Consider the following 23,309-nt stretch of genomic DNA (forward strand, 5'->3'; position numbering starts at 1 on the left):
CATGCTTGCTATCCGACTCGCCTGGAGAAGCCTGTGGAAAAACAGGCTCTTCACGGCTATTAACCTCACCGGCCTGGCGCTCGGTATTTCCTGCAGCCTGATTATCTGGATGTGGGTGAAAGACGAGTTGCGCTACGATGCCTTTTACCCCGAAAAGGAAGACCTTTACCTGGTCCGGCCCGTCACCAACCGGCAGGGAGATATCCAAACCGGTTTCATGACGCCCGGTCCGTTGCTGCCGGCGATTCAGAAGGACATTCCGGAAGCGGCTTACGTAGCCCGGATCGGCTATGCACCTCCGCTCCTCGTGAGTGCCGGTCCTGTGGCGCAGAAGGAAGATGGGTTTTATGTCACAGACGATTTCTTCGGTGTCTTCCGGCTGCCGGCCCTGGCCGGAGATCCGGCAAAGGCGCTCACCGCTCCCGGTACCATCGTCATTTCCCGGAAACTGGCGGAGAAGTATTTCGGTACCTGGAATGCTGTTGGGCGACGTCTCAACCTCGACCGCAAAACAGACTACCTCGTCGGGGCGGTTGTCGAAAACGTGCCGATGCATTCGTCCATCCGGTTTGACTGGGTGGTGAATTTCCGCGTACAGGAGCAGGAATGGATGAAGCGCTGGGGTAATACGTCGTTCCGGACCTACGTACGCCTGCGTCCCGATGCCGAGCGGGCGCTCGTTGCCCGGAAACTCCGGAGTGTATTTTCCCGCAATGGCGGCGACGGGGATACGTATGCCTTGCTACAGCCGGTATCCGACCTGTACCTCTACGGCAAGTATGAAAAAGACATTCCGACGGGCGGCCGGATTACGTATGTGCGGATTTTTTCCCTCGTGGCCGTTTTTATTCTGCTCATCGCCTGTATCAATTTCATGAACCTGGCGACGGCCCGGTCGGGGCAGCGGGCGCGGGAAATCGGCGTCCGGAAGGCCATCGGCGCAACCCGCTTTACGCTGATCCGGCAGTTTCTGAGTGAATCGGTGCTGACAAGCGCGCTGGCAGCGGTAATCGCCCTGTTGCTGGCAGACCTATCCCTTCCGACTTTCAACAACCTCTTTCACAAGGACTTAACCTTTGATTTAGTATCAACCGAAAACCTGCTCACTTTTGCCGGTATCGTGGTGGTGACGGGCGTGCTGGCGGGTAGTTATCCGGCTCTTTTTCTGTCGTCGCTTCTGCCTGCACGGGTATTGAAAGGGACGTTTACGGTCGGAAAGCGAACGCTGTCGTTCCGGAAATCGCTCGTTGTTTTTCAGTTCGCGATTTCGACGTTTCTATTGATCGGTGTCGCAGTCGTATCCCGCCAGATGAGCTACATTCAACATCAGCCGCCGGGGTATGACAAGGCACACCTGGTGTATGTTCCGCTGGAAAATCAGACCTACGACAAGCTGGAAACCTATCGCCAGGAAATACTCCGCTCGCCGGATGTGGTTGCGGCCAGCCCGACGCAGGCGCTGCTGATGAACATCGAAAGCTATTCCGGCGATCTCGAATGGCCCGGACGGAAGCCAGGCCGGGAGGTACTTGTCTCCGCTGCCTGTACCGGCGCCGATTTTGCCCGGACGGCGGGTATTCCGCTTGTCGCGGGCCGCGACTTTTCCACCGCGCCCGGCGACTCCAACGCCTACCTCATCAACGAATCCGCCGCGCGCCTCATGGGCATGAAAGACGCAGTGGGTCAGCAGGTTTCGTTCTGGAACGGAAAAGGACCTGTTGTCGGCGTGATGAAGGACTTCCACCTGCAATCGTTTCACTCTCCGATCAAACCGCTGATTCTGGTGCGGCTGCCGGAAAATTCTTCGTACCTCTTTGTCCGCATACAGCCCGGCAAAACCCGGGAGGCGCTGGCGCATATCCAGGCTGTTACGAAGCGGTTTAATCCGGATTATCCGGCTGATTATCATTTTGTGGACGAGGAATTCGGGCGGATGTATGAAAGTGAATTACAGGTACATATGCTCGTCCGGTACTTCGGGGGGATGGCTATCTTTATTTCCTGCCTGGGGCTTTTTGCACTCGCGGCCTTTTCGACGGAGCAGCGTACCAAGGAAATCGGTATCCGCAAAGTCATGGGCGCGGGTGTCGGGCAGATTGTCCTGCTGCTCTCGGGAGACTTCCTTCGGCTGGTATTCTTCGCGCTGGTACTGGCGGTGCCGGCGGCATGGTGGACATTTTCCCGCTGGCTCGAAACGTTTCAGTACCGTGTTCCGCTTGATGGGTGGATCGTCTTCGCCGGGTGTTTTGCGGCGCTGTCCATTGCGTTTGTCACCGTCAGCAGCCATACCTTGCGGGCCGCCCGCGTCAACCCCGTCAAAAGCCTGAAATCAGAATAACATGGAACAGCTCCGCTCCGCCTGGAGGAGTATCCTCAAAAACAGGACCTTTTCGCTGATCAACGTCACCGGCCTTGCGCTTGGGACAGGAATCGCGCTGACGGTCTTCTGGATCGTCCGGTTCGAGACGGGCTTCGATACCTTCCGGCCGCATGCGGAGCGGTTCTACCGGCTGCGCAGCCATCAGAAAACCGGCGAATACAACTCGCACATTCCACAGGGGGTTATCCTCGCGCTCAATACCCGCATCGCCGGCGTCGAGAAGGCGGCCAACGCCTACAAACGGGGAAACGCCACGATCCGCGTCGGACAGCAGGTATTCCTGGAGAAACGCTGCTACTTTGCGGACCCGGTTTTCGCCGGACTGATCGGAATGAGCTGGGTATCCGGATCTCCGCAGACTTCGCTTTCCCGGCCGGATCAGGTAGTTCTGGACGAACGGACGGCACAGCGGCTCTTCCGGGGCAATGCCCTCGGAAAAACGCTCCGGTTTAACAACGAACGCGATCTGACGGTATCCGGTATTGTCCGCGCGGCGCCGGCCAATTCGGAGTTTCAGATGGGGATAGTCATTTCCCGGGAAACCCTGAAACGTATGGACGCCGGGTATCAGCACGAAGGATATTGGGACGGCGGCGACTCCGGGCATCAGGGCTTTGTCCTCCTGAAAGAAGGAGCAAGCCCGAAGACCGTTGAAACCCTGCTCAACCGCTTCACCCGACAGCGGAAAGACACGCAGTATGACTCGTTTGAGCTGATTCCCATTGCCGACTCACACTTTGATTCCCAGGCTGATACCTTCAGCTACTACCTGCCAAAATGGATGATCTATGCGCTGATCAGCACGGGGATTTTCCTGATACTGATTGCCTGTATCAATTTCATCAACCTCGCGACGGTTCAGGCCCTGCAAAAAAGCCGGGAAATGGCCATTCGCAAGCTGCTCGGCAGCAGCCGCAGTCGCCTGATGGCCCGGCAGCTGGTGGAAACCGGATTGCTGACGGCTGTCTCTATTCTGCTGGGCTGCCTCCTGGCGGAATGGCTGCTGTCTTGGTCGGATCAGCTGCTGAACACGGAAGTACGCCTCGCCCCGGTGTGGAACGGCGGTACCCTGCTCTTTCTGCTTTGCCTGGGCGTAGGGGTTACCCTGCTGGCAGGCCTGTATCCGGCGCTTCTTGCCTCCGGTACAGCACCGGTGGCCATTCTGCGGAGTTCGTTCCAGCGGCTGTCTATCGGCGGGGTTTCGCTACGTAAAACGCTGATTGTCGGGCAATTCGCAGTCGCGCAAATCCTTGTGGTCTGTACGCTGGCAGGACTGCAACAGTTGAACTACATCCGGAAGAAAGACCTGGGCTTTTTCCGGGAAGGTATCCTGACAGTCGAAATACCCGACCGGAAACCCGGACTCCGTGCCGGTTTGCGGGAGGAACTGCTGGCCAATCCACATATTCAGGAAGTTACCTATGGGTTGTCGACGCCGTCGAGCCCGACCAACAACTGGTGGACCAACGTTGAATCGCCTCTGTTACAGGGCGGAAAGGAGCTTTTCCAGGTCCAGCACACGGATACAAACTACCTGTCTTTCTTCCATATTCCGCTGCTGGCGGGGCGGGGACTGACAACAGCGGATAGCAATCAGGTCGTCCTCGTCAATGAAAAAACAGTCCGGCAGCTGGGATTGAAACAGCCGGAGCAGGCGTTGGGCCGCTCACTGACTTTCTGGAACAGGACCTGGACAATTGTGGGCGTGGTGAAAGACTACCATTCCCAGGACCTGAAACAGGGTATTCAGCCGCACGTGATCTGGTATGCGCCGTGGAATTTCCAGCAGGCCAGCCTGCGGGTCGACGGCCGTGATCTTTCCGGTACGCTTGCGACGGTCGAAAAGGCCTGGAAGCGCCGCTTTCCGGACTATGCATTCCGCTATTCCTTTCTGGATCAGTCACTTGGCGAATTTTATGCGAACGATGAAAAAATGACGCGGTTTCTGACGCTCTTCGCCTGCGTCGGGATACTCATCGGCTGCCTGGGCCTGTACGGGCTGGTATCCTTCGTTTGCGTGCAGCGCACGAAAGAAATCGGTATTCGGAAAGTACTGGGCGCCAGCGTACCGGGAATACTACTGCTATTGTCGAAAGACTTCGTAAAGCTCGTCCTCGTAGCGGCGGTTATCGCGACGCCGGCAGCCTGGTATATCCTCGATCGCTGGCTGAGCGAGTTTGTATACCACGTCCCGGTTGAGGCATGGGTATTTGCGGCGACGGGTCTGCTGTCGGTGGTCGTGGCGCTTGGCGCGGTATCTTTTCAATCGGTGCGCGTCGCGCTGCTCAATCCCGTCCGGAGTCTCAAATCGGAATAGTCTTTTGTCCGGAATCGTACAAGAACCGTACGGTTCCGGACAGGTTTCTGCAAACAACATACTGTTTTTCAGTAGATTACTATTCCTGATTTTCAGGCGGCATGCTTTTTGCGAACAGTCCGAAAACGTGACCCTTCCCTTGCTATGTTCGCCAATTACCTGAAAATCGCCTTCCGGAATTTGCTGCGGCACCGGTTCTTTTCGTTCATCAATGTCGTCGGACTGACATTGGGCATGACCTGTTGTTTCCTGATCATGCTTTTTGTCCGCAGCGAGTTGAGTTACGATCGGTTTCAGGAAAAATTCGACCGGCTGTACCGGGTGACGTACCTTCCGAAATTTGCGGGCATGCCGAAGGGTTTGCACGTCATCCCGCCGGTTGCCGCTCCGCTGATGACGTCGTACTTCCCTGAAATGGAGGCTGTTGCGCGCCTGTTCAACCGCAGCGCATCCCTGGAAGCAACACGCCCGGAAGGGCCTGTCCGGTTTGAAGAGGAGCGTTTTTTCTTCGCCGATCCGGACGTGCTGAAGCTGTTTTCCTTTCATTTTCTGGAAGGAAATCCGGCCAAAGCGCTCACCAATAACTTTTCGGTTGTGCTGACAGACAAGGCGGCCAAACGCTTTTTCGGAGACGGCCCGGCACTCGGTAAAACCCTGCTGATGAGCGGAAAGTATCCGCTTACCGTTTCAGGCGTGATCGAAGAGCTGCCCGCCAACTCGCACATCCACATCGATGCGATGGCCAATTACGAGACCATGTTCTCGACGATGAGTAAGGAAGGGAAGGAAAACCTGCATCAGAACTGGATCATCAGTCATTCGTCGACCTACGTACTGCTCAAGCCCGGCCAGGATCCTGCCCGGATCAATGCCCGCTTCCCGCAGTTTCTGCAGACGCATGCCTGGAAGGAATTCGCGAAAGACATTGAATACAAGCTCCAGCCGCTGGGGGATATTCACCTCCGGTCTGACCTGATGTCGGAAGTGGAGCCGGTCGGCAATCAGAATACGGTGTATATTTTCATCGGCATCGCCGCGATCACGCTGCTGATCGCCGGTATCAATTTCGTGAACCTGGCGACGGCGCGCTCCCTGCGCCGCGCGAAGGAAGTAGGCATGCGGAAGGTACTCGGCGCCGACCGCAAGCAACTGATCGGGCAGTTTCTGGGCGAATCACTTTTGCTGAGTTTGTTGGCGTTTCTCTTTTCCATTTTGCTGACGGAAGCCCTTTTCCCCGTCTTCAATGAACTGACACAGAAGGATTTCTCTTTCCGCAGTAGTTTCGGAGACCTGCCTTTGCTGGCGGGTATGGTCGGGTTATTTCTGCTGGTGGGCGTCCTCGCCGGCCTGTATCCGGCCTTCTTTATCTCCGGCTTCAAGCCTGTCGAAACACTGAAGGGGCAGTTTTCCAGCGGCAAGGCAAAAGGTGGTATTCTGCGGCAAAGTCTGCTTGTGTTTCAGTTTACTGCCTCCGTGGCGCTGATGATTGGCACGCTGGTTGCCTACCGGCAGCTGGCCTACATCCGGAATCAGGAGCTGGGCTTTGTTAAGGATCATGTGGTGACGGTTCCGTTCAAGAGCCAGGATCTCAACGCGATTTTCGATCAGCCGGACGACAGCCTCGCTACCCGCCTGCAAACGTTCCGGAATATCCTGCTGCGGAACCCGGCGGTCCGGGAGGTAACCCTGGCCAACCAGCGCATCGGCGTCGGCGGAACCCGGCGGGGTGTTGTTCCGGAAGGTTTTACCGGGAAAGACAAGCTGTTTGCGATGAGCATGACGGTCGACTACCACTTCATCCCCGCGATGGGCCTGCAGGTAATCGCCGGACGGCCTTTCTCCGAAAAATATGGCACCGATCTGAAAGAAGGCTTCATCGTGAATGAAACGGCCGTGAAGCGGTACAAATGGGGTACGCCGGCAGAAGCCATCGGCCGGAAGTTTAACCTCGAAGGCAAACACGGAAAGATCATCGGCGTGGTGAAAGACTTCCATGCGGAATCGCTTTTTCTGCCGATCGATGTCCTGGTTATGGACCTCAATCCCCGGATACTGAACGTCTTCACGATGAAAATCAGCCCGGAGAATACGGCGCAGACCATCGACTTTATCCGCCGGGAATGGAATACCAACTTCCCGCAAAAGGTATTTCAATATGAATTTCTGGACCGGGACCTGTCCCGTGCCTACGACGCCGAGCAGCGACTGAGCAGCATCATCGGATACTTTGCCGGGCTGGCGGTATTCATTTCCTGCCTGGGGCTGTTCGGACTGATTGCGCTCGCGGCCCAGCAACGGACGAAAGAAATCGGTATCCGGAAAGTACTGGGAGCATCGATCAGTCAGATCGTCGTGCTTTTGTCGAAAGATTTCCTGCGGCTGGTCCTGCTGTCGATTCTGATTGCCGGTCCGATTGCCTGGTATTTCATGGACAAATGGCTGCAGGCGTTCGCCTACCGCATCGATATCGCCTGGTGGATGTATGCTGCGGCCGGCCTGGCAGCTCTGACCATCGCCTTTGCGACGGTCGGTTTTCACAGTGTCAAAGCCGCCGTGGTGAATCCGTCGAAGAGTTTGAAGTCGGAGTAGGAAGGGCTGTAAGCTTTAGGCAGTAAGCTGCCCTTTCGTCCAGCCGTATCGTCAACCCGGCCTAATGCTTAAAGCCTATAGCTTACAGCCTAAAGCCCGTTAATCTCCCAAACCAATGCCATTCATCGCCATATCCACTCCCCTATGATGGGGAAAACAGAAATAAGGAGTAAGGCAGGGATTAAGCTGCTGTAAGCTATAGGCAGTAAGCTGCCCCCTTCCTTCCAACCATATCGCTAACCCGGCCTAACGCTTAAAGCTTATAGCCTATAGCTTATAGCCTACCGCTTAAAGCCCAAAGCCGCTAATCTCCTAAACCAATGTCATTCATCGCCGTACCCATCCCCCAACTACCTGGAAAACAGGAAATTGAGATCAACGTGGTCATCAACGGGCAGAAGCAGGACCTGCATTACCGGGTGGAGCTGTTTCGTTGGGACGAATGCTCTACGCCGTCCTTCAACCGGGTGGAGTGCCTGCGGGAAATGCTCTCCACGTATGACAAGGAGTGGACGTTGTACTACATCGGCTCTCCGTCGGACGACTTCGTCCCTATTACGTTCGTTAAAAAAGAAGACCTCGTCAAGCAACGTGAGATGTTAACGGCATAGGGCCAGGGGCATGGAGCATGGGGTAATCCTGCTCTCCGCCCCATGCCCCATGCCCCCTGCCCTATGCTCAGAAACTACCTGAAAATCGCCCTCCGGAACCTCTGGAGGAACAAGACCTATTCGGCCATCAATTTGGCGGGGTTGGCTTTGGGACTGGCTTCGTGCCTGCTCATTACCTTTTACGTCATCGACGAGCTGAGCTTCGACCGGTTCTATGGCAATGCCGACCGCGTCTTTCGCCTGAATGCCGACATCCGTTTCGGTGGCGCCGACGCCCATTACGCGACCACCCCTGTACCGATGGGTCCGGCGGCGGTGCTGACCTACCCGCAGATTGAGCGCATGGCGCGTATCCGCGATGAGTCGCCGGGTATGATCTGGAAAGGCCAGGAAAAAATCCAGGAGCGACAGGTTTATGCAGACTCTACCCTTTTTGAGGTACTGGGACTTCCGCTGCTGCACGGCAATACGGCCAAAGCACTGACGCAACCGGGATCGGTCGTCATCACCGAAAAAATGGCGAAGAAGTACTTCGGCGTTTCGGATGCTACCGGGAAATCGCTGCTTGTCGGCGGCACGAAGCATTACCAGGTAACAGGCGTGCTGCCTGATTTCCCGGAAAATTCCCACCTGCGGGCAGATGTTTTTTACAGCATGACCGACTATCCGGATAACCTGTCGGACAACTGGCTCAGCAATAACTACCTGACCTACTTTCTGTTACGCCCCGGTGCTTCGCCTGTAGAAGTAGAGCGTCAGCTCAATGAGCTATACCGGAAATATGCCGGTCCCCAGGCGCTGAAAACCCTCGGGGCTACTTTTGCCGACCTGGAAAAAGCAGGTAATTCTGTCAAGTATAGTCTGATTGCCCTGACCGATATCCACCTTCACTCCGGCCGGGAAGCGGAGCTCTCGCCTAACGGCAGCATTCAGTATGTCTATATCTTTTCGGCCATTGCGCTGTTCATATTGATCATTGCCTGTATCAATTTCATGAACCTGGCTACTGCCCGCTCCGCCCACCGGGCCCGGGAGGTAGGAGTCCGGAAAGTACTGGGGTCGATGAGCCGGGATCTGATCGGGCAGTTTCTGACGGAGTCTATCCTCCTCAGCCTGATGGCCTGTACCATCGCCGTACTGCTGGTGGAAATGGCGCTGCCGACGTTCAACAACCTGGCAGATAAGCACCTGACGCTCGGCCTGTTGCAGAGTTTCTACGTATTCCCTTTCCTGATTGGTATTGCCCTCTTCACGGGACTGCTGGCGGGAAGCTATCCGGCGTTCTACCTGTCTTCGTTTCAACCGGCGGCGGTACTCAAGGGCAAGCTGACAGCCGGTATGCGCAGCGGCCGGCTGCGCAGTTCGCTGGTGGTATTTCAGTTTTTTGCCTCGGTTTTTCTGGTGATGTGTACGCTGGTGATCTACCGTCAGCTCCGGTTTATCCAGGAAAAACAGGTGGGTTTCGACCGGGAGCAGGTCGTCATTCTCAACGACACCTACGGCGCTCCCGCCAAACAGCTGAAGGAAGAGCTGAGCCGCATCAGCGGCGTGGAAAGTACCACGGTGGGCGGGTACCTGCCGGTACCGTCGTGGCGCAGCAACGATACCTTCTTCCCCGAAGGTGAAATCAACCAGGAAAAAGCCGTGACGATGCAAAGCTGGGACATCGACACCGACTACCTCCGCACAATGGGTATGCAATTGCTGAGCGGCCGCGGTTTCCGGGCGGATATGGCGACGGATTCGAACGCTGTCATTCTCAACGAATCCGCTGTCCGGCTTTTTCGTCTCCAAAAGCCCGTCGGCAGTCATATCGCGGAAATTTCTGACCGGAAAACCGGCAAAACCCGGGAACTGACCGTCATCGGAGTCGTCCGCAATTTCAATTATGAATCGTTGCGGGAACAAGTCGGCGCACTCTCCTTCCGGCTGGGGAAAGTACCCCAGGGCAGTACCTCGCTTCGCCTGCGGGCCGGAGAAATCCCGGCGACGCTCGATCAGGTAAAGCAGGTCTGGAACCGGCTGATGCCCGGCCAGCCCTTCGCCCCGAAGTTTATGGATGAAGCGTTTGACGGAATTTACCGGTCCGAGCAACGCATCGGTACTGTTTTTCTGTCCTTCGCCCTGATGGCGATTTTCATAGCCTGCCTCGGGCTCTTCGGGCTGTCGGCCTTTACCGCTGAGCAACGGACCAAGGAGATCGGCATCCGGAAAGTACTCGGGGCGAGTATCACGCAGATCCTGTTGCTTTTGTCGAAAGATTTCGCCCGGCTGGTCATTATCGCGGCACTGCTGGCCTTCCCGCTCGGTTGGCTGGCGATGGACAACTGGCTGCAGGGTTTTGCCTTCCGCGTCGGTATTTCCTGGTGGATTTATGCAGTAGCAGGCCTGCTTGCCCTGTCTATTGCGCTGCTTACGATTGCCTCCCAGTCGATCCGGGCGGCGTCTGTCAACCCTGTTAAGAGTTTGAAATCGGAGTAATTTCCTAACCTCTAAACCTTATCCCATGTTTTCGAACTACCTGAAAATCGCGTGGCGAAACCTGGTCAAAAATCCGGTGTTTTCGCTGATCAATATTGTCGGGCTGACACTCGGACTCACGGTTGTGATGCTGATCCTGCTGTTTGTGCGGGATGAAGTTTCGTACGACCAGTTTCATGAAAAAGGAGACCGGCTGTACCGGCTGGTGTCGACCTACAAAGCTCCCGACGGAAAGGAATTTCACAGCAGCATTACCGGCACGCCGCACGGCCCCGGTTTTCAGCGGGAGATCCCGGCTATCGAATCCATCTGCCGGGTCAAGGGCTGGGATATGCTGGTCAAGAAAGGTTCAGAAGGAATAAAGGAAAAAGTCGTCTACGTCGACTCCACTTTTTTCCATTGTTTTTCCTTCTCCCTGCTGAAAGGAAACCCGGAGAAAGTGCTGAGCGGACTGTCGTCGGCCGTCATCACCAATGAAATGGCCATGCGTCAGTTCGGGACGACAGACGTACTGGGTAAAACCCTCGAAATTGACCTGGACGGTAAGTTCGAGACGTTTTATATCTCCGGCCTGGCAGCGGCGTCGCCCATGAACTCTTCCCTGCGGTTCGACGTCCTGATCCCCTTCGCGAAGTCCCTGCCGACCAGCGCCGAAGAACGGGCCAAGTCGGAAACCGACTGGATGAGCAGCCACCTCAATACCTTTGTTCTGCTGCATGAAAAGGCCTCTCCCGCGCAGGTACGGGCGCAGTTCCCCCGGGTATTCCAGAAATACGCCGGCGAGCAGCTCGCCAAACTCCGGAAAGACTACGGCATGAAGGAGTCGGTGGCTTATGACATCCAGCCGTACCCGGAAATCCACCTCAACAACCGGTATGGAATGGGCAACGGGCTGTCGGATGGTTCGAACGTAACCTATTCCTATATCCTCCTGGGTATCGCCGGACTGATCCTGTTTATTGCGAGCGTGAATTTTGTGAACCTGACGCTGGCCCGGTCGCTCCGCCGGGGCAAGGAAATCGGCATCCGGAAAGTAACCGGAAGTACCCGGGGACAATTGATTTCCCAGTTTCTAGGGGAATCGTTCCTGCTGACGCTGCTGGCGTTCTTCCCGGCGTTCGGATTGGTGGAACTGCTTCTTCCCTACTTCTCGGAATTATCGAATAAGACACTGAAAACCAGCTTCCTCGCTAATCCGGAAACCATATTGGGCTTCGCCGGGCTGTTGTTGCTGGTTTCTTTCCTGGCGGGCGCCTATCCGGCAATGGTCCTCTCGCGCTTCAAACCCGTCGATACGCTGTACGGGCGGTTCCGGCTGGGCGGGAAAAACCTCCTGGGCAAAACGCTGGTATGCGTGCAGTTTTCCATTGCTATTTTCCTGCTGATCGGCACGTTCGTGCTGCACAGTCAGTTCCGCTACATCGCCGCTACGCCGGCCGGCTACCGGTCTGAAGGTATTCTCCGGGTCAGTATGCCCTGGGGCCGCGGGAATGCCACTGCTTTCCGGGATAAGGTAGTCCGGATACCAGGGGTCGAGAAAGTATCGCAGCGTTCGGGTGGCTGGAAATCGGCTTCCGGTTTTCACGTCAATCACAAACGCATTGATGAATCCATCTACTTTGAAGACATCGACGCGAACCACCTGCCGCTGCTCGAAGTGCCGATCGTAGCCGGGCGGAATTTTGACGCGGGCGTTCCGTCGGATTCCCTGAATAAGATTCTGGTGAATGAGTCGTTCGTGAAAGCCTATTTCAAACCGGGTCAACCGGTCGTCGGACAATCCATCGAACGGCTGAGAGACGGCAATATCCTTGTCTCTCAGGAAATCATCGGCGTTGTGAAAGACTACCACCTGGGTTCACTCCGGGAAAAAATCCGCCCGATGGTCTGGTACCTGGGTAATCCGGCGAAAATGACGGGAGTATACCTGCAGGCAAAGCCGGGGTATACCGTTCTGCCGGCGATCGAGCGCGCCTTTCACCAGGCGGCACCCTACTCTACCTTCTCCTACACATTTCTGGAGGACGACCGGATGAGCGCCTATGGAGACGACACGCGCTGGCGGAAGATCATCACGTATGTATCAGCCATTTCGATCCTCATTTCGCTGCTGGGGCTTTTCGGACTGACGTCTCTCAGCCTCGAACAGCGCACCAAGGAAATCGGTATCCGGAAAGTACTCGGCGCGGGTGTCGGGCAGATTGCGCGGCTCGTGACGGTCGACTTCCTCCGGCTGATCCTCATCGCCGGCGTTCTGGCGATGCCGCTCGGCTATTATGCCTCGCAGCAGTGGCTGGAAGGGTTTGCCTACCGTATTTCGCTCGGCTGGGGCATTTTTGCCGGCGCCGGGCTGCTGGTGCTGGCCATTGCTATCCTTACTATCGGCAGCCAGGCGATCAAGGCCGCGCTGGTCAATCCGGTGAAGAGTTTGAAGGCGGAATAGGGATGGCAGGGGGCAGAGGGCACGGGGTTACCCTTCGCAACGGCGAACCTCTCCCCCCGCCGTTCGTAGCATCTGCTACGAACCCTGTAATTGGCAGGCTGTGCCTACCGCAGCAGAGAGCATCAGATGGAGAGCCCGATGAGGGAATTGGGAGGATAGGTTTTTGAGTCCTGGGGTTCGGCAAAGTCCGGAGCGCAGTTGGCATGAGCAAGTGCTATGCCCGGAGCTTTTCTCCCGGTGGTTGAGCCCCGTCGAAACCTCCGGCAGCCGTATTTTCCCATTTCCAACACACCCGCCACGCTGGTTTCGACGGAGCTCAACCACCCGCTATTGCGCAAAGAGCATGGGAAATCCCGCCGTTCGTAGCACTGTTTTCGTTCCTCACCTCAAGGCCGGGCTTTCCCGGCCTTTTTTTGTCTACGCTATTTTGTGACTTGCCGATAAATTTCACTTTACTCTATAGGTTTACTTGGTTTTTAAAATTTGCTTTCTCTATTTTGCATACAGATTCTATAGATAAAATAGAATCATGCCTTCACCGGTAGATGTATTGCACACCGAGCCTTGATGAATATGACGCGTTTTTTTCTTTCCTGTTGTCGCTGACCTTCCCGCACCGGGCCTTGCAGGCGTGATCCTCCGGCCTGAACCCTTTTTCTCACTTTCATTCCCTTTCTTCACATGCATACTCCTTTACCTGCCGGTCGCCCGGCCTGGTGGCTCATCGCTTTGCTCTTTCTTTCTGTACCGGGCTTCGCACAGACCATCCGGGGAACCGTCTCCTCCGATCAGCATACCCTGCCCGGCATCAGCGTCCGGGTAAAAAATACCAACCGCGGTACGGTCACCCAGCCCGACGGGCGCTATGAAATTCAGGCTTCGTCCGATGCTGTTCTCGTCTTTTCCGGCGTCGGTTATCAGACCCAGGAAGTATCCGCCGGCGGTCGTACGCTCCTTGATGTGCTCCTCGCGGCATCTACGAGCGATCTCAACGAGGTTGTCGTCATCGGCTACGGTACCCAGAAAAAGAGCGACCTGACCGGGTCCATTTCGTCCATTTCGGAAGCGCAGTTCAAGCGGGTACCCATTGCCTCTCTCGACAACGGCCTTCGGGGCCGCGCCGCCGGGGTGCAGGTCACTACCACCTCCAACCAGCCCGGCGGCGCTACCAGCATCCGGATACGGGGCAGTAACTCCGTCAATACCGGCAGCGAGCCGCTGTATGTCATCGACGGGTTTCCGGTGTACAACGACAACAGCTCGGCCGGCGCCGGCGCGACGGTCGGACCGAAACTCAACGCCCTTTCCCTCATCAACCCGAACGATATCGTGTCGGTGGAAGTACTGAAAGATGCCTCAGCAGCCGCTATTTACGGCGCACGGGGCGCCAACGGGGTCGTTCTCATCACCACCAAAAAAGGAAAAGAAGGCCCGACGCAGTTTGATTTCAACGCCTACTACGGCGTCCAGAGCGTCACGAAGAAACTTCCTCTCCTGAACGCCACCGAGTTCGCCCAGCTCGTCAACGACGCCAACGGCAAAGCCGTTTATACGCCCGACCAGATCGCTTCTTTCGGAAAAGGTACCGACTGGCAAAACCTGATTTTCCGGGATGCGCCCGTTGCCAACTACCAGCTGACCGCTTCCGGCGGAGACGTCAAAACAAAGTACTCCCTGTCTCTCAACTACTTCGATCAGAAAGGCGTCATCATCAACTCCGGTTTCAAGCGGTATTCAGCACGGTTCAATTTTGAGAAAAAAGCAACCGACCGCCTGACATTCGGTACCAACCTGACCGTCGCGAGTACCAACGCCAACCAGGCGCTGACCAATACCGGCGGCGGCGAAGGCACGCAGGGGGTAGTGGTATCGGCTCTGGACTTCTCTCCTATCCTGAACGTTCGCAACAGCAGCGGCGCCTATACGCTTGAAAATGACCGGGGTATCCCCATCGGGAACCCCGTAGCAACAGCTCTGGAACTCACCAACAAGAGCGTCAGCAACCGGGTACTTGGCACGCTGTTTGCCAACTACAAAATCATCGACGGGCTTGACTTCCGGACCAGTGTAGGCGTCGACGTCATCAATACCCGCGAAAAGTACTACGCTCCCCGTACCATTCTGGCCGGATACAGCCTCCAGGGCGTGGGTACTGTTTCATCGGCGAACTCCGCTTCCTGGCTGAATGAGAACACGCTGACGTATTCCAAAACCTTCGGTCAGCATAGTCTGACGGCCCTGGCCGGTTTTAGTGCCCAGCATTTTCAACGAAATCTGGTAACTTCCTCTGCTTCAGGCTTTGTAAACGACCTGCTCGGTGCGGACAACCTCGGCTCGGGTTCGATTATCAATACGCCGACGACAAATACGCTGGACTGGAGCCTGGTCTCCTACATCGGCCGGATCAATTACTCTTTCCGAAACCGCTACCTGGTTACACTGACCGGGCGCGCCGACGGCTCCTCCAAATTCGGAGATAACAACAAGTATGGCTTCTTCCCGTCCGGCTCCGTCGCCTGGAAGCTTTCCGAAGAAGATTTCATCAAAAACCTGAATGCCTTCGACGAGCTCAAACTTCGCGTCAGCTACGGGAAGATTGGAAATCAGGAAATCAGCCCCTACCAATCCCTCGCCGGTTTGTCGAATATGAGCTACATCATCGGTGATAAAGTCTACAAAGGCTTTGCGCCGTCGAACATTCCGAACAAAGACCTGAAATGGGAAACCACCGCGCAAACCGACGTAGGACTTGATTTTTCTCTCTTCAACGGTCGCCTGAACGGTACCATCGATGCGTATTACAAGAAAACCACCGACATGCTGCTGTGGATCAACGTACCCTGGTCGACCGGCTTCGCCTCCGCTATCCGCAACATCGGCAGCATGGAGAACAAAGGACTGGAACTGAGCCTCTCCGCGCCGATTCTGACGGGAGATTTCAAGTGGAACGCCTCGGTCAATATCTCGGCCAACCGGAATAAAGTACTGGATCTCGGGCCCGTCAGCCAGATCCTGACCGGCGAAATCAACGGGTATCTCAAGATTTCCGATCCGGTCATCATCCGGCCGGGCGTGGCGCTCAACGGGTTTTATGGGTATGTGAGCGATGGAATTTTCCAGAGCGGGGATAATATCGCCGGCAGTGCGCAGCCGACGGCTGTCGCCGGCGACCGCCGGTACAAAGACATCAACGGCGATGGCAAAATCGACGCTTCTGACCGCAAGTACATCGGCTTCGCACAGCCAAAACACTACGGCGGGATGACGCACGATTTCTCCTACAAAGGCTTCGAACTCAGCGCAACCTTCAACTGGGTGTATGGAAATACCATTCTGAACGGTACCCGTGCGGACCTGGACCTGCCCACCGGGCAGAAAAACAGTTCGGCGCGTGTGAAAGACCGCTGGACGCCGACCAACCCGAGCAATACCATTCCGCGGGCAAGCCTCAACCGGGCCTTCCTCTTCTCGGATGCGCAGCTGGAAGACGGCTCCTACCTCCGCCTCGGTGCGGCTACGCTCGGATACCACCTTCCGACAAACTGGCTCAAACAAGTAGGCTTGTCTTCGGCGAAAATCTATGTTACCGGTCAAAACCTCTGGACGTGGACCAACTACACCGGCTATGATCCGGAGACGAACCAGTCGGGCCAGAACAACATCCTCCGCGGCATCGATTCCGACGCCTACCCGCTCGCCAAAACCTGGCTGGCAGGTATTCAAATCCGTTTTTGATCTTCTATTGCTACCGAACGATGACGAAGAAATTCATACCCGCTCTCCTCGCCCTGAGTCTGCTGACGACCTCCTGCCAGGATTTTCTGAAGGAAAGTCCGGACTCCCTGATGGTGGAAGGCAACTTCTATAAAACCGAAGCCGACGCCGAAGCGGCCATCACGGCGGCCTACGACGTACTCAACAACCAATGGGACATCTACTACCGCGGCATTTACCTGCTCGCGGAGCTACCCACGGATAATGCCGAATGCGGTCAGGGTGTCGCGAACTCTTACATTTTCGCACTGAAAGATTACACCACCGGCCCCGTAAACGACCGGATCTACACCCTGTATACGGCGTTATACAAAGCAATCGCAAACGCCAATGTGGCGCTCGACAAGATTCCCGCGATTTCCTTCACGGACGAAACGAAGAAAAACCGCCTCCTGGCTGAGGCCCGGTTTATCCGCGGGCTATTGTATTTCAACCTCGTACGCCTTTTCGGAGACGTGCCGCTGGTTGTACACCAGACCACTTCTCTGGGCGACGTAAATGCACCACGGGCCAAAGCGGAAGATGTTTACAAGCAAATCGTCGAAGATTTTACCTTCGGAGAGAAAAACCTGGACGCTACGGCCACCGCAGCTACAGCCGGCCGGCCTACCCGTACGGCCGCGACGGGCCTGCTCGCCAAGGTATACCTCACCCTGAAAGACTACCCCAATGCCCGCGACAAGGCCAAAGCGGCCCTCGGCGACGCGCAGTATGGCCTCTTTGCCAGCTATTTTGACCTGTTTGCACCGGCCAACAAGATCAACAAAGAGTTCATCTTCGCAATCCAGAACAAGGGAGGTACGGGTACCGGCAACGGCTTCGGCATGGCGCTTTACCTGCCCCGGGCGACGATCGCCCTTCCGGGTGGAGGTACCGTCGCCGGCAACAGTGCCGACGTACCTACCCAGGAATTTTACGACAGCTTCAAAGCGGGCGATTTACGGAGAGACCGTACGTTTTTCACGAAGTACGACGCAGGCGCAGGCGCGGCAACCTTCCGGCCGCACTGGTACAAATTCTTCGATCCTGCCGCGATTACGACGCTCGGAGAAGGCAACCTGAACTACCCCGTTTTGCGGTATTCGGATCTGTTGCTTACCTATGCAGAAGCGTTGAACGAAATCGGCGGTCCGACGGCCGATGCCTACCAGGCTATCAATCAGGTACGGCGCCGGGCATACGGAAAATCGGGTGCGGATGCGGCAGTGGATCTCGCCGGTTTATCTCAAAGTACCTTCCGCGACGCCGTCCTCGACGAGCGCCGCTGGGAATTCGGTTTCGAAGACCATCGCTGGTTTGACCTCGTCAGGACAGGCAAGCTTGTCAGCCTTCTCCGCGCCAAAGGCAATACCCGCATTCAGGATTACCATACCCTCTTCCCGATTCCGCAGCGGGAGCGGGACGTCAACCCGAATCTGACCCAGAATCCCGGATATCCGAATTAAACCAATAGCCTGACGGGCCGGCCGGCCCGTCAGGCATCTTTACTAAATCTGTTTTTGTATACCACCATGAAGCTATTCCCTTTTCTGGCTGCTTCGGCTCTGACAGTGGGCTCCGTTTTCGCCCAGCAGACCCGTCCGAATGTGATTTTTATCTTTTCGGACGACCACACGCACCAGACCATCAGCGCCTATGGCAGCAAGCTCGCGCGGACGCCGAACATCGACCGGATCGCCAACGAGGGCGCCATCCTGTACAACAATATCGTGACCAACTCGATCTGCGGACCGAGCCGGGCTACGCTCCTGACCGGGAAGTTCAGCCACCAGAACGGATACAAGCTCAACGAAAAGAAGTTTGATACCAACCAGCCCGTTTTCCCCGAAAAACTTCAGGAAAACGGCTACCAGACTGCCTGGATCGGGAAAATGCACCTAAATGCGCTGCCAAACGGGTTTGACTACCTGAATGTCCTTCCCGGACATGGTCATTACTATGGCTCTGATTTTGTCAATTCAAAAAGCGATACCGTCCGCTATCCGGGGTATGTGACGAATGTGATCACGGATCTGTCGCTCGACTGGCTCACCAAGCGGGATCAGTCCAAGCCATTTTTCCTCGTCGTCGGCCACAAGGCTACCCACCGGGAGTGGTATCCGGATGTGCAGGACCTCGGCGCATACGACAACGTGACGTTCCCCCTTCCGTCCACCTTTTACGACACCTATGAAGGACGGGAAGCGGCCGCGAAGCAGGACATGACCATCGACAAGACCATGCGCCTCAAGGAAGACCTCAAAGTACATGCCGACTACGATACCAAAGGCCGCTGGAGTACCTTCGCCCGGATGTCTCCGGAAGAAAAGAAAGCGTTCAAAGCGTATTACGAAGGCAAGGTTTCCAAGGAATTTGACGCGAAAAACCTGAGCGGTAAAGCCCTGGTAGAGTGGAAATTCCAGCGGTACCTGAAAGATTACCTTTCCACGGCCAACTCCCTCGACCGCAACATCGGCAAGCTCCTCGACTACCTCGACAAGTCCGGTCTCGCCAAAAATACCGTTGTCATCTACGCCTCCGATCAGGGCTTTTACATGGGCGAACACGGCTGGTTCGACAAGCGGTTTATCTACGAAGAATCGCTGAAAACACCCTTTGTGATCCGTTATCCGGGCGTAGTGAAGCCGGGGACAAAAGTCAACCAGATCGTCAGCAACATCGACTGGGCGCCGACCGTTCTCAACATTACCGGCTCAAAAATTCCGGCAGAAATCCAGGGAGAATCCTTCCTCCCACTGCTGAAAGGCGAGAAAGCGCCCTGGCGCAAGGAAGCCTACTACCACTATTACGAGTTTCCGCAGCCGCACCACGTGTACCCGCACTTCGGCGTCCGTTCGGAACAGTTTACGTTGGTGCATTTTTACGGGGAAATCAATACCTGGGAACTCTTTGATCTGAAGAAAGATCCCCAGCAGTTGCACAACCTGTACGGGCAGAAAGGATACGAAAAAATCACCGCAGAGCTGAAAGACAAACTCCGCAAACTCATGGTACAGTACAAGGATCAGGAAGCCCTTGAAATTCTGGGTAAAAACTAACGATTCATGACAATCCGAGCATTTTCCCTCCTTGCGCTTCTGGGAAGCCTCGCGGCCTGTCAGGAGAAAAAGCCCCAGACAGCAGAGGCAGTCGACTCGGCTGCCATCTGCTCAACCGGCGTATGCAAGGTTCCCAGCCGGTTTGCTGCCCTGCGAAGCGAGGCTCCGGCCGCGGATACTGCCGGTGCGGTAGCTTCGGTCAACGGTATGGTACGTATTCCGGGCGGAGATTTCGCGATGGGTTCTGACGATTTCGAGGACACAAAACCGGTACATACCGTGCACGTAGATCCGTTCTGGATGGACGAGCACGAAGTTACCAATGCTGAGTTCGCTGCCTTTGTCAAAGCGACGAAGTATGTGACGGTTGCCGAGCGGAAGCTGAACCCGGCAGATTATCCCGGCGTACCTGCTGATAAGCTCGTTCCCGGCTCGGCGGTTTTCACACCTCCGGCAAAGCCCGTTCCGCTCGACGATCCCCTGCAATGGTGGGAATACGTCGCCGGCGCAAACTGGCGGCATCCGAAAGGTCCGAATACCGTTGCAAAACCCAACGAACCGGTCGTGCAGGTATGCTACGAAGACGCCGCCGCCTACGCCAAATGGGCAGGCAAGCGCCTCCCTACCGAAGCCGAATGGGAATTTGCCGCCCGCGGCGGACGCACCGGCAAGCATCCCTATTATTGGGGAGACCAGTTGAAACCCAACGGCAAGTGGGTCGCCAATATCCATCAGGGGCATTTTCCGGACCGGAACGCGAAGGAAGATGGCTTTACCGAGCTCGCGCCGGTCAAAACCTATCCGGCCAATCCCTATGGTTTGTACGACATGGACGGGAATGTATGGGAATGGTGCGCCGATTACTACCGGCCTGATTATTACGCCAAAAGCACGAAGAATAACCCAAAGGGTCCGAACGACAGCTATGACCCGCAGGAGCCCGGGGCCGTCAAACGGGTACAGCGGGGCGGCTCCTTCCTCTGCAGCGATCAGTACTGCATCCGGTACAAGGCCGGAAGCCGCGGCAAGGGAGAAGTTTCCAGCGGATCGAATAACCTGGGATTCAGGTGTGTGAAGGGGATTTAAAAAGAAGAAGGCGGCTGATGGGCCGCCTTCTTCCGTTAAATGCGTGGAATTGCGAGATTATACGAGAATCTCGCAATTTATACCTTCTTCCATCTCGCCCTTACCTCCGCCAACTGATCATCATCAACATCCAAATGCGTCACCAGCCGTACATTGTCTTTGCCGAACGGCGCGCAGCGAATGCCGACAGCGGCGAGTTTGGCTACGTAGTCGGTGGACAACAGTCCATCAGCCAGTTCGAAAATAACAATGTTGGTATACACAGGAAGGACGCCTGTCACCTCCGGCACTTCCCGGACAATACCTTCCAGTTCCTTGGCCCGGCGGTGATCTTCTTTCAACCGGGCTACATGGTGATCGAGTGCATAGATACCTGCTCCGGCCAGGTATCCGGCCTGTCGCCAGCCACCGCCGAAACGCTTGCGTACCCGGCGGGCCTGTTTGATGAAGGTTTTTGTACCCAGCAGCAGTGAACCAACCGGGCATCCCAGGCCTTTCGACAAACAAATCGAGATCGAATCGAACACCTGCCCGTACTGCAGCGGCGTTTCTCCTGTTTCGACAAGGGCATTGAAGAGACGGGCGCCGTCGAGATGCAGGCTCAGGTTGTTTTCGATGCAAACGGCTTTGATGCGCGCTATTTCCTTCAGATCATAGTAGCACCCACCTCCCTTGTTTACCGTATTTTCGAGTGAAACCAGTCGGGAAACCGGCGCATGTATGTCGTCGGCTTTAATGGAATCCTGCACCTGCTCGGCAGAAATCCGGCCATAATCGCCCGTCAGCAGTGTCGCGGACACATGCGAATTGCTCATCATGCCGCCGCCTTCATACAGGTAAATATGCGACAGCGCGTCGCAGATGACTTCGTCGCCCGGCTGGGTATGTACCTTGATGGCAATCTGGTTGGTCATCGTGCCGGAGGGGCAGAAAAGCGCGGCTTCGTAGCCGAAGAGCGCCGCCGCTTTTTCTTCCAGGGCATTGACGGTCGGGTCATCTTGAAAGACATCGTCTCCGACAGGCGCCGAAAACATGGCGTCAAGCATGCCTTTCGTCGGCCGGGTGACGGTATCGGAACGGAGGTCAATCGGTGTCATTCGAATACGACAGTTTTATTATCCTTCACGAAAACGCGGTCTTCAAAAACCAGCTTGAGGGCCTTCGCAAGCGCGATTTTCTCTACGTCGCGGCCGGCTGCTGCCAGTTCCTGCCAGGTTTTGGAGTGATTGACGGGAATGACATCCTGCGTAATGATCGGCCCTTCGTCGAGGTGCTCGTTGACAAAGTGGGCCGTCGCCCCGATGATTTTCACGCCCCGCTCAAACGCCTGGCGGTAGGGATTGGCGCCGACAAACGCCGGCAGGAAGGAATGGTGAATGTTGATGATACGACGGGGAAAACGGCTCTGAAACTCAGCCGACAGGATGCGCATGTACTTCGCCAGTACCAGGTAATCAGGCTGATAGCCTTCCACGACAGACAGTACGGCTGCCTCGTGCTCCACCCGGGTGAGCCCTTCCGCCGAAACGAGAAAAAACGGAATATTGAATTTCTCGACCAGCGGACGGAGCGTATCGTGGTTGGCTACTACCGCCAGAATGTCCAGATTGAGGTCTTTATAGGCGTTCCGGATGAGCAGATCACTGAGGCAATGGTGCTCCTTGGTTGCGAGTAAAACGACTTTTTTCGGCTGCACGGTCGTCAGCGAAATCGTTACCGTATCGGGCAGGATTCCCCGCAGGGCGTTCACGACCTTTTCTTCCTGGCATTCCCCCGAAAACTCGGTACGCATGAAGAAATGACCGGAAGTACGGTCAACAAACTCGTCGTTTCGGAGGACATTCAACTCGTGGTGGTAGAGAACGCCGGTGATTTTATGAACCAAACCCTTCTCGTCGGGGCAGTCAATGCGGAGAATGTAGGTAGACAAGGAAGCGAAACCGTTTGACAGTGAAACTTTCCACAAAAAACGGCAATCCCCGAACGACCTGCAAGTAGGCGGCCCCTTAGCCGATGGATTTACCGGTATTCTTCCGCTTCCGCAGGCGGGACAGCCGTACAGCGATGAAGTACAGCATCGCCAGCACGATCACCGCGATGAATACCGGGAAGAACAGCCCAACGATGGAAAAGACCGTCGCCAGTCCGTTTTCAGCAGACGCGACGACCGGATTACCCAATCCGCCCGTCGTAGCCGTAGACCCTAGCCTCAGCAACGCGGTACCGGCCTGGACGAGCCCGGCAGAGCCGCCGCCGACGATCAGGCCGAGCGCCCATTTGAGTGCGGGTTCGGACGAGGGCAGTACGGACGTCATCAGCAGCGTGCCGGCAACGACCGAAGCCGGCGTCGCTACCGAATCCAGCAAATGATCGACATACGGAAAGTAGTAGCCGACTACTTCGGCGAGGGTGGCGGAAGCGAGAATGGCAAAGGCCGTCCATCCCCCTAGCCATTCCATCCCGGCCGACGGCGTCAGGTATCCCGTCAGGAAGGCAATATTGGCCGTCAGCAGCGGAATAAACACGCGGAAGCCCGAGCAGGCCGCCAGCGCTAATCCGAGGCAAAAAGGAAGAATGTATTCCATAGTTG

At 56.0% G+C, this 23,309-nt stretch carries 13 protein-coding genes; 10 read left to right on the top strand and 3 right to left on the bottom strand.

Annotated elements, in window-relative coordinates; translation table 11 throughout:
• Position 1: 1 nt before the first annotated feature.
• The 10 genes from BLR09_RS10850 (at position 2) to BLR09_RS10895 (ending at position 20,719) form a co-directional block, all read left to right on the top strand.
• Positions 2-2,338: an ABC transporter permease gene (locus tag BLR09_RS10850; protein WP_093201654.1), complete on the top strand. Its 2,337-nt coding sequence runs from the start codon at positions 2-4 to the stop codon at positions 2,336-2,338.
• Position 2,339: 1 nt separating this feature from the next.
• Entirely contained in the window at positions 2,340-4,697 is a 2,358-nt protein-coding gene (locus BLR09_RS10855) for an ABC transporter permease (RefSeq protein ID WP_093201657.1), read from the top strand.
• Between the two features lie 144 nt (positions 4,698-4,841).
• The gene (locus BLR09_RS10860) at positions 4,842-7,286 is read left to right on the top strand and encodes an ABC transporter permease (RefSeq protein ID WP_093201660.1); all 2,445 of its coding nucleotides are present in this window, start codon (positions 4,842-4,844) and stop codon (positions 7,284-7,286) included.
• 320 nt (positions 7,287-7,606) lie between these two features.
• A complete protein-coding gene (locus tag BLR09_RS10865) occupies positions 7,607-7,897 on the top strand; it encodes a hypothetical protein (RefSeq protein WP_093201662.1) in 291 nt (96 codons plus the stop codon).
• Positions 7,898-7,960: 63 nt separating this feature from the next.
• Positions 7,961-10,378, top strand: coding sequence for an ABC transporter permease (locus BLR09_RS10870; protein WP_093201665.1), 2,418 nt, complete (start codon positions 7,961-7,963; stop codon positions 10,376-10,378).
• Positions 10,379-10,403: 25 nt separating this feature from the next.
• Positions 10,404-12,821, top strand: coding sequence for an ABC transporter permease (locus tag BLR09_RS10875; RefSeq protein WP_093201667.1), 2,418 nt, complete (start codon positions 10,404-10,406; stop codon positions 12,819-12,821).
• A 681-nt stretch (positions 12,822-13,502) separates the two neighbouring features.
• Positions 13,503-16,556, top strand: a complete 3,054-nt coding sequence (locus BLR09_RS10880; protein WP_093201670.1) for a SusC/RagA family TonB-linked outer membrane protein — start codon at positions 13,503-13,505, stop codon at positions 16,554-16,556.
• 20 nt (positions 16,557-16,576) lie between these two features.
• Complete coding sequence (locus tag BLR09_RS10885) at positions 16,577-18,040, top strand: RagB/SusD family nutrient uptake outer membrane protein (protein ID WP_093201673.1); 1,464 nt, start codon at positions 16,577-16,579, stop codon at positions 18,038-18,040.
• Positions 18,041-18,106: 66 nt separating this feature from the next.
• Positions 18,107-19,633: a sulfatase family protein gene (locus tag BLR09_RS10890; protein ID WP_093201675.1), complete on the top strand. Its 1,527-nt coding sequence runs from the start codon at positions 18,107-18,109 to the stop codon at positions 19,631-19,633.
• Between the two features lie 6 nt (positions 19,634-19,639).
• Entirely contained in the window at positions 19,640-20,719 is a 1,080-nt protein-coding gene (locus BLR09_RS10895) for a formylglycine-generating enzyme family protein (protein ID WP_093201677.1), read from the top strand.
• A 77-nt stretch (positions 20,720-20,796) separates the two neighbouring features.
• On the opposite strand, the gene BLR09_RS10900 is transcribed toward BLR09_RS10895, so the two are convergent.
• From BLR09_RS10900 to BLR09_RS10910, 3 genes are all read right to left on the bottom strand, one after another.
• Positions 20,797-21,816: a threonine aldolase family protein gene (locus tag BLR09_RS10900; protein ID WP_093201680.1), complete on the bottom strand. Its 1,020-nt coding sequence runs from the start codon at positions 21,814-21,816 to the stop codon at positions 20,797-20,799.
• Positions 21,813-22,649 (bottom strand): formyltetrahydrofolate deformylase, encoded by an 837-nt coding sequence (purU, locus tag BLR09_RS10905; RefSeq protein ID WP_093201683.1) that lies wholly within the window; start codon positions 22,647-22,649, stop codon positions 21,813-21,815. Before purU ends, BLR09_RS10900 begins: the two co-directional genes overlap by 4 nt.
• A gap of 76 nt (positions 22,650-22,725) precedes the next feature.
• Positions 22,726-23,304, bottom strand: coding sequence for a DUF4126 domain-containing protein (locus tag BLR09_RS10910; protein ID WP_093201685.1), 579 nt, complete (start codon positions 23,302-23,304; stop codon positions 22,726-22,728).
• Between the last annotated feature and the right edge of the window lie 5 nt (positions 23,305-23,309).

This window comes from Siphonobacter aquaeclarae (genome assembly GCF_900103285.1).
Taxonomy (GTDB): domain Bacteria; phylum Bacteroidota; class Bacteroidia; order Cytophagales; family Spirosomataceae; genus Siphonobacter; species Siphonobacter aquaeclarae.

What these genes read in the sequence shown, in the direction of transcription:
- BLR09_RS10860 (WP_093201660.1), top strand. Translation starts at nt 4,842, where the DNA reads ATGTTCGCCAATTACCTGAAAATCGCCTTCCGGAATTTGCTGCGGCAC.
- BLR09_RS10875 (WP_093201667.1), top strand. Translation starts at nt 10,404, where the DNA reads ATGTTTTCGAACTACCTGAAAATCGCGTGGCGAAACCTGGTCAAAAAT.
- BLR09_RS10895 (WP_093201677.1), top strand. Translation starts at nt 19,640, where the DNA reads ATGACAATCCGAGCATTTTCCCTCCTTGCGCTTCTGGGAAGCCTCGCG.
- BLR09_RS10880 (WP_093201670.1), top strand. Translation starts at nt 13,503, where the DNA reads ATGCATACTCCTTTACCTGCCGGTCGCCCGGCCTGGTGGCTCATCGCT.
- BLR09_RS10855 (WP_093201657.1), top strand. Translation starts at nt 2,340, where the DNA reads ATGGAACAGCTCCGCTCCGCCTGGAGGAGTATCCTCAAAAACAGGACC.
- BLR09_RS10865 (WP_093201662.1), top strand. Translation starts at nt 7,607, where the DNA reads ATGTCATTCATCGCCGTACCCATCCCCCAACTACCTGGAAAACAGGAA.
- BLR09_RS10900 (WP_093201680.1), bottom strand. Translation starts at nt 21,816, where the DNA reads ATGACACCGATTGACCTCCGTTCCGATACCGTCACCCGGCCGACGAAA.
- BLR09_RS10885 (WP_093201673.1), top strand. Translation starts at nt 16,577, where the DNA reads ATGACGAAGAAATTCATACCCGCTCTCCTCGCCCTGAGTCTGCTGACG.
- BLR09_RS10850 (WP_093201654.1), top strand. Translation starts at nt 2, where the DNA reads ATGCTTGCTATCCGACTCGCCTGGAGAAGCCTGTGGAAAAACAGGCTC.
- BLR09_RS10910 (WP_093201685.1), bottom strand. Translation starts at nt 23,304, where the DNA reads ATGGAATACATTCTTCCTTTTTGCCTCGGATTAGCGCTGGCGGCCTGC.
- BLR09_RS10870 (WP_093201665.1), top strand. Translation starts at nt 7,961, where the DNA reads ATGCTCAGAAACTACCTGAAAATCGCCCTCCGGAACCTCTGGAGGAAC.
- BLR09_RS10890 (WP_093201675.1), top strand. Translation starts at nt 18,107, where the DNA reads ATGAAGCTATTCCCTTTTCTGGCTGCTTCGGCTCTGACAGTGGGCTCC.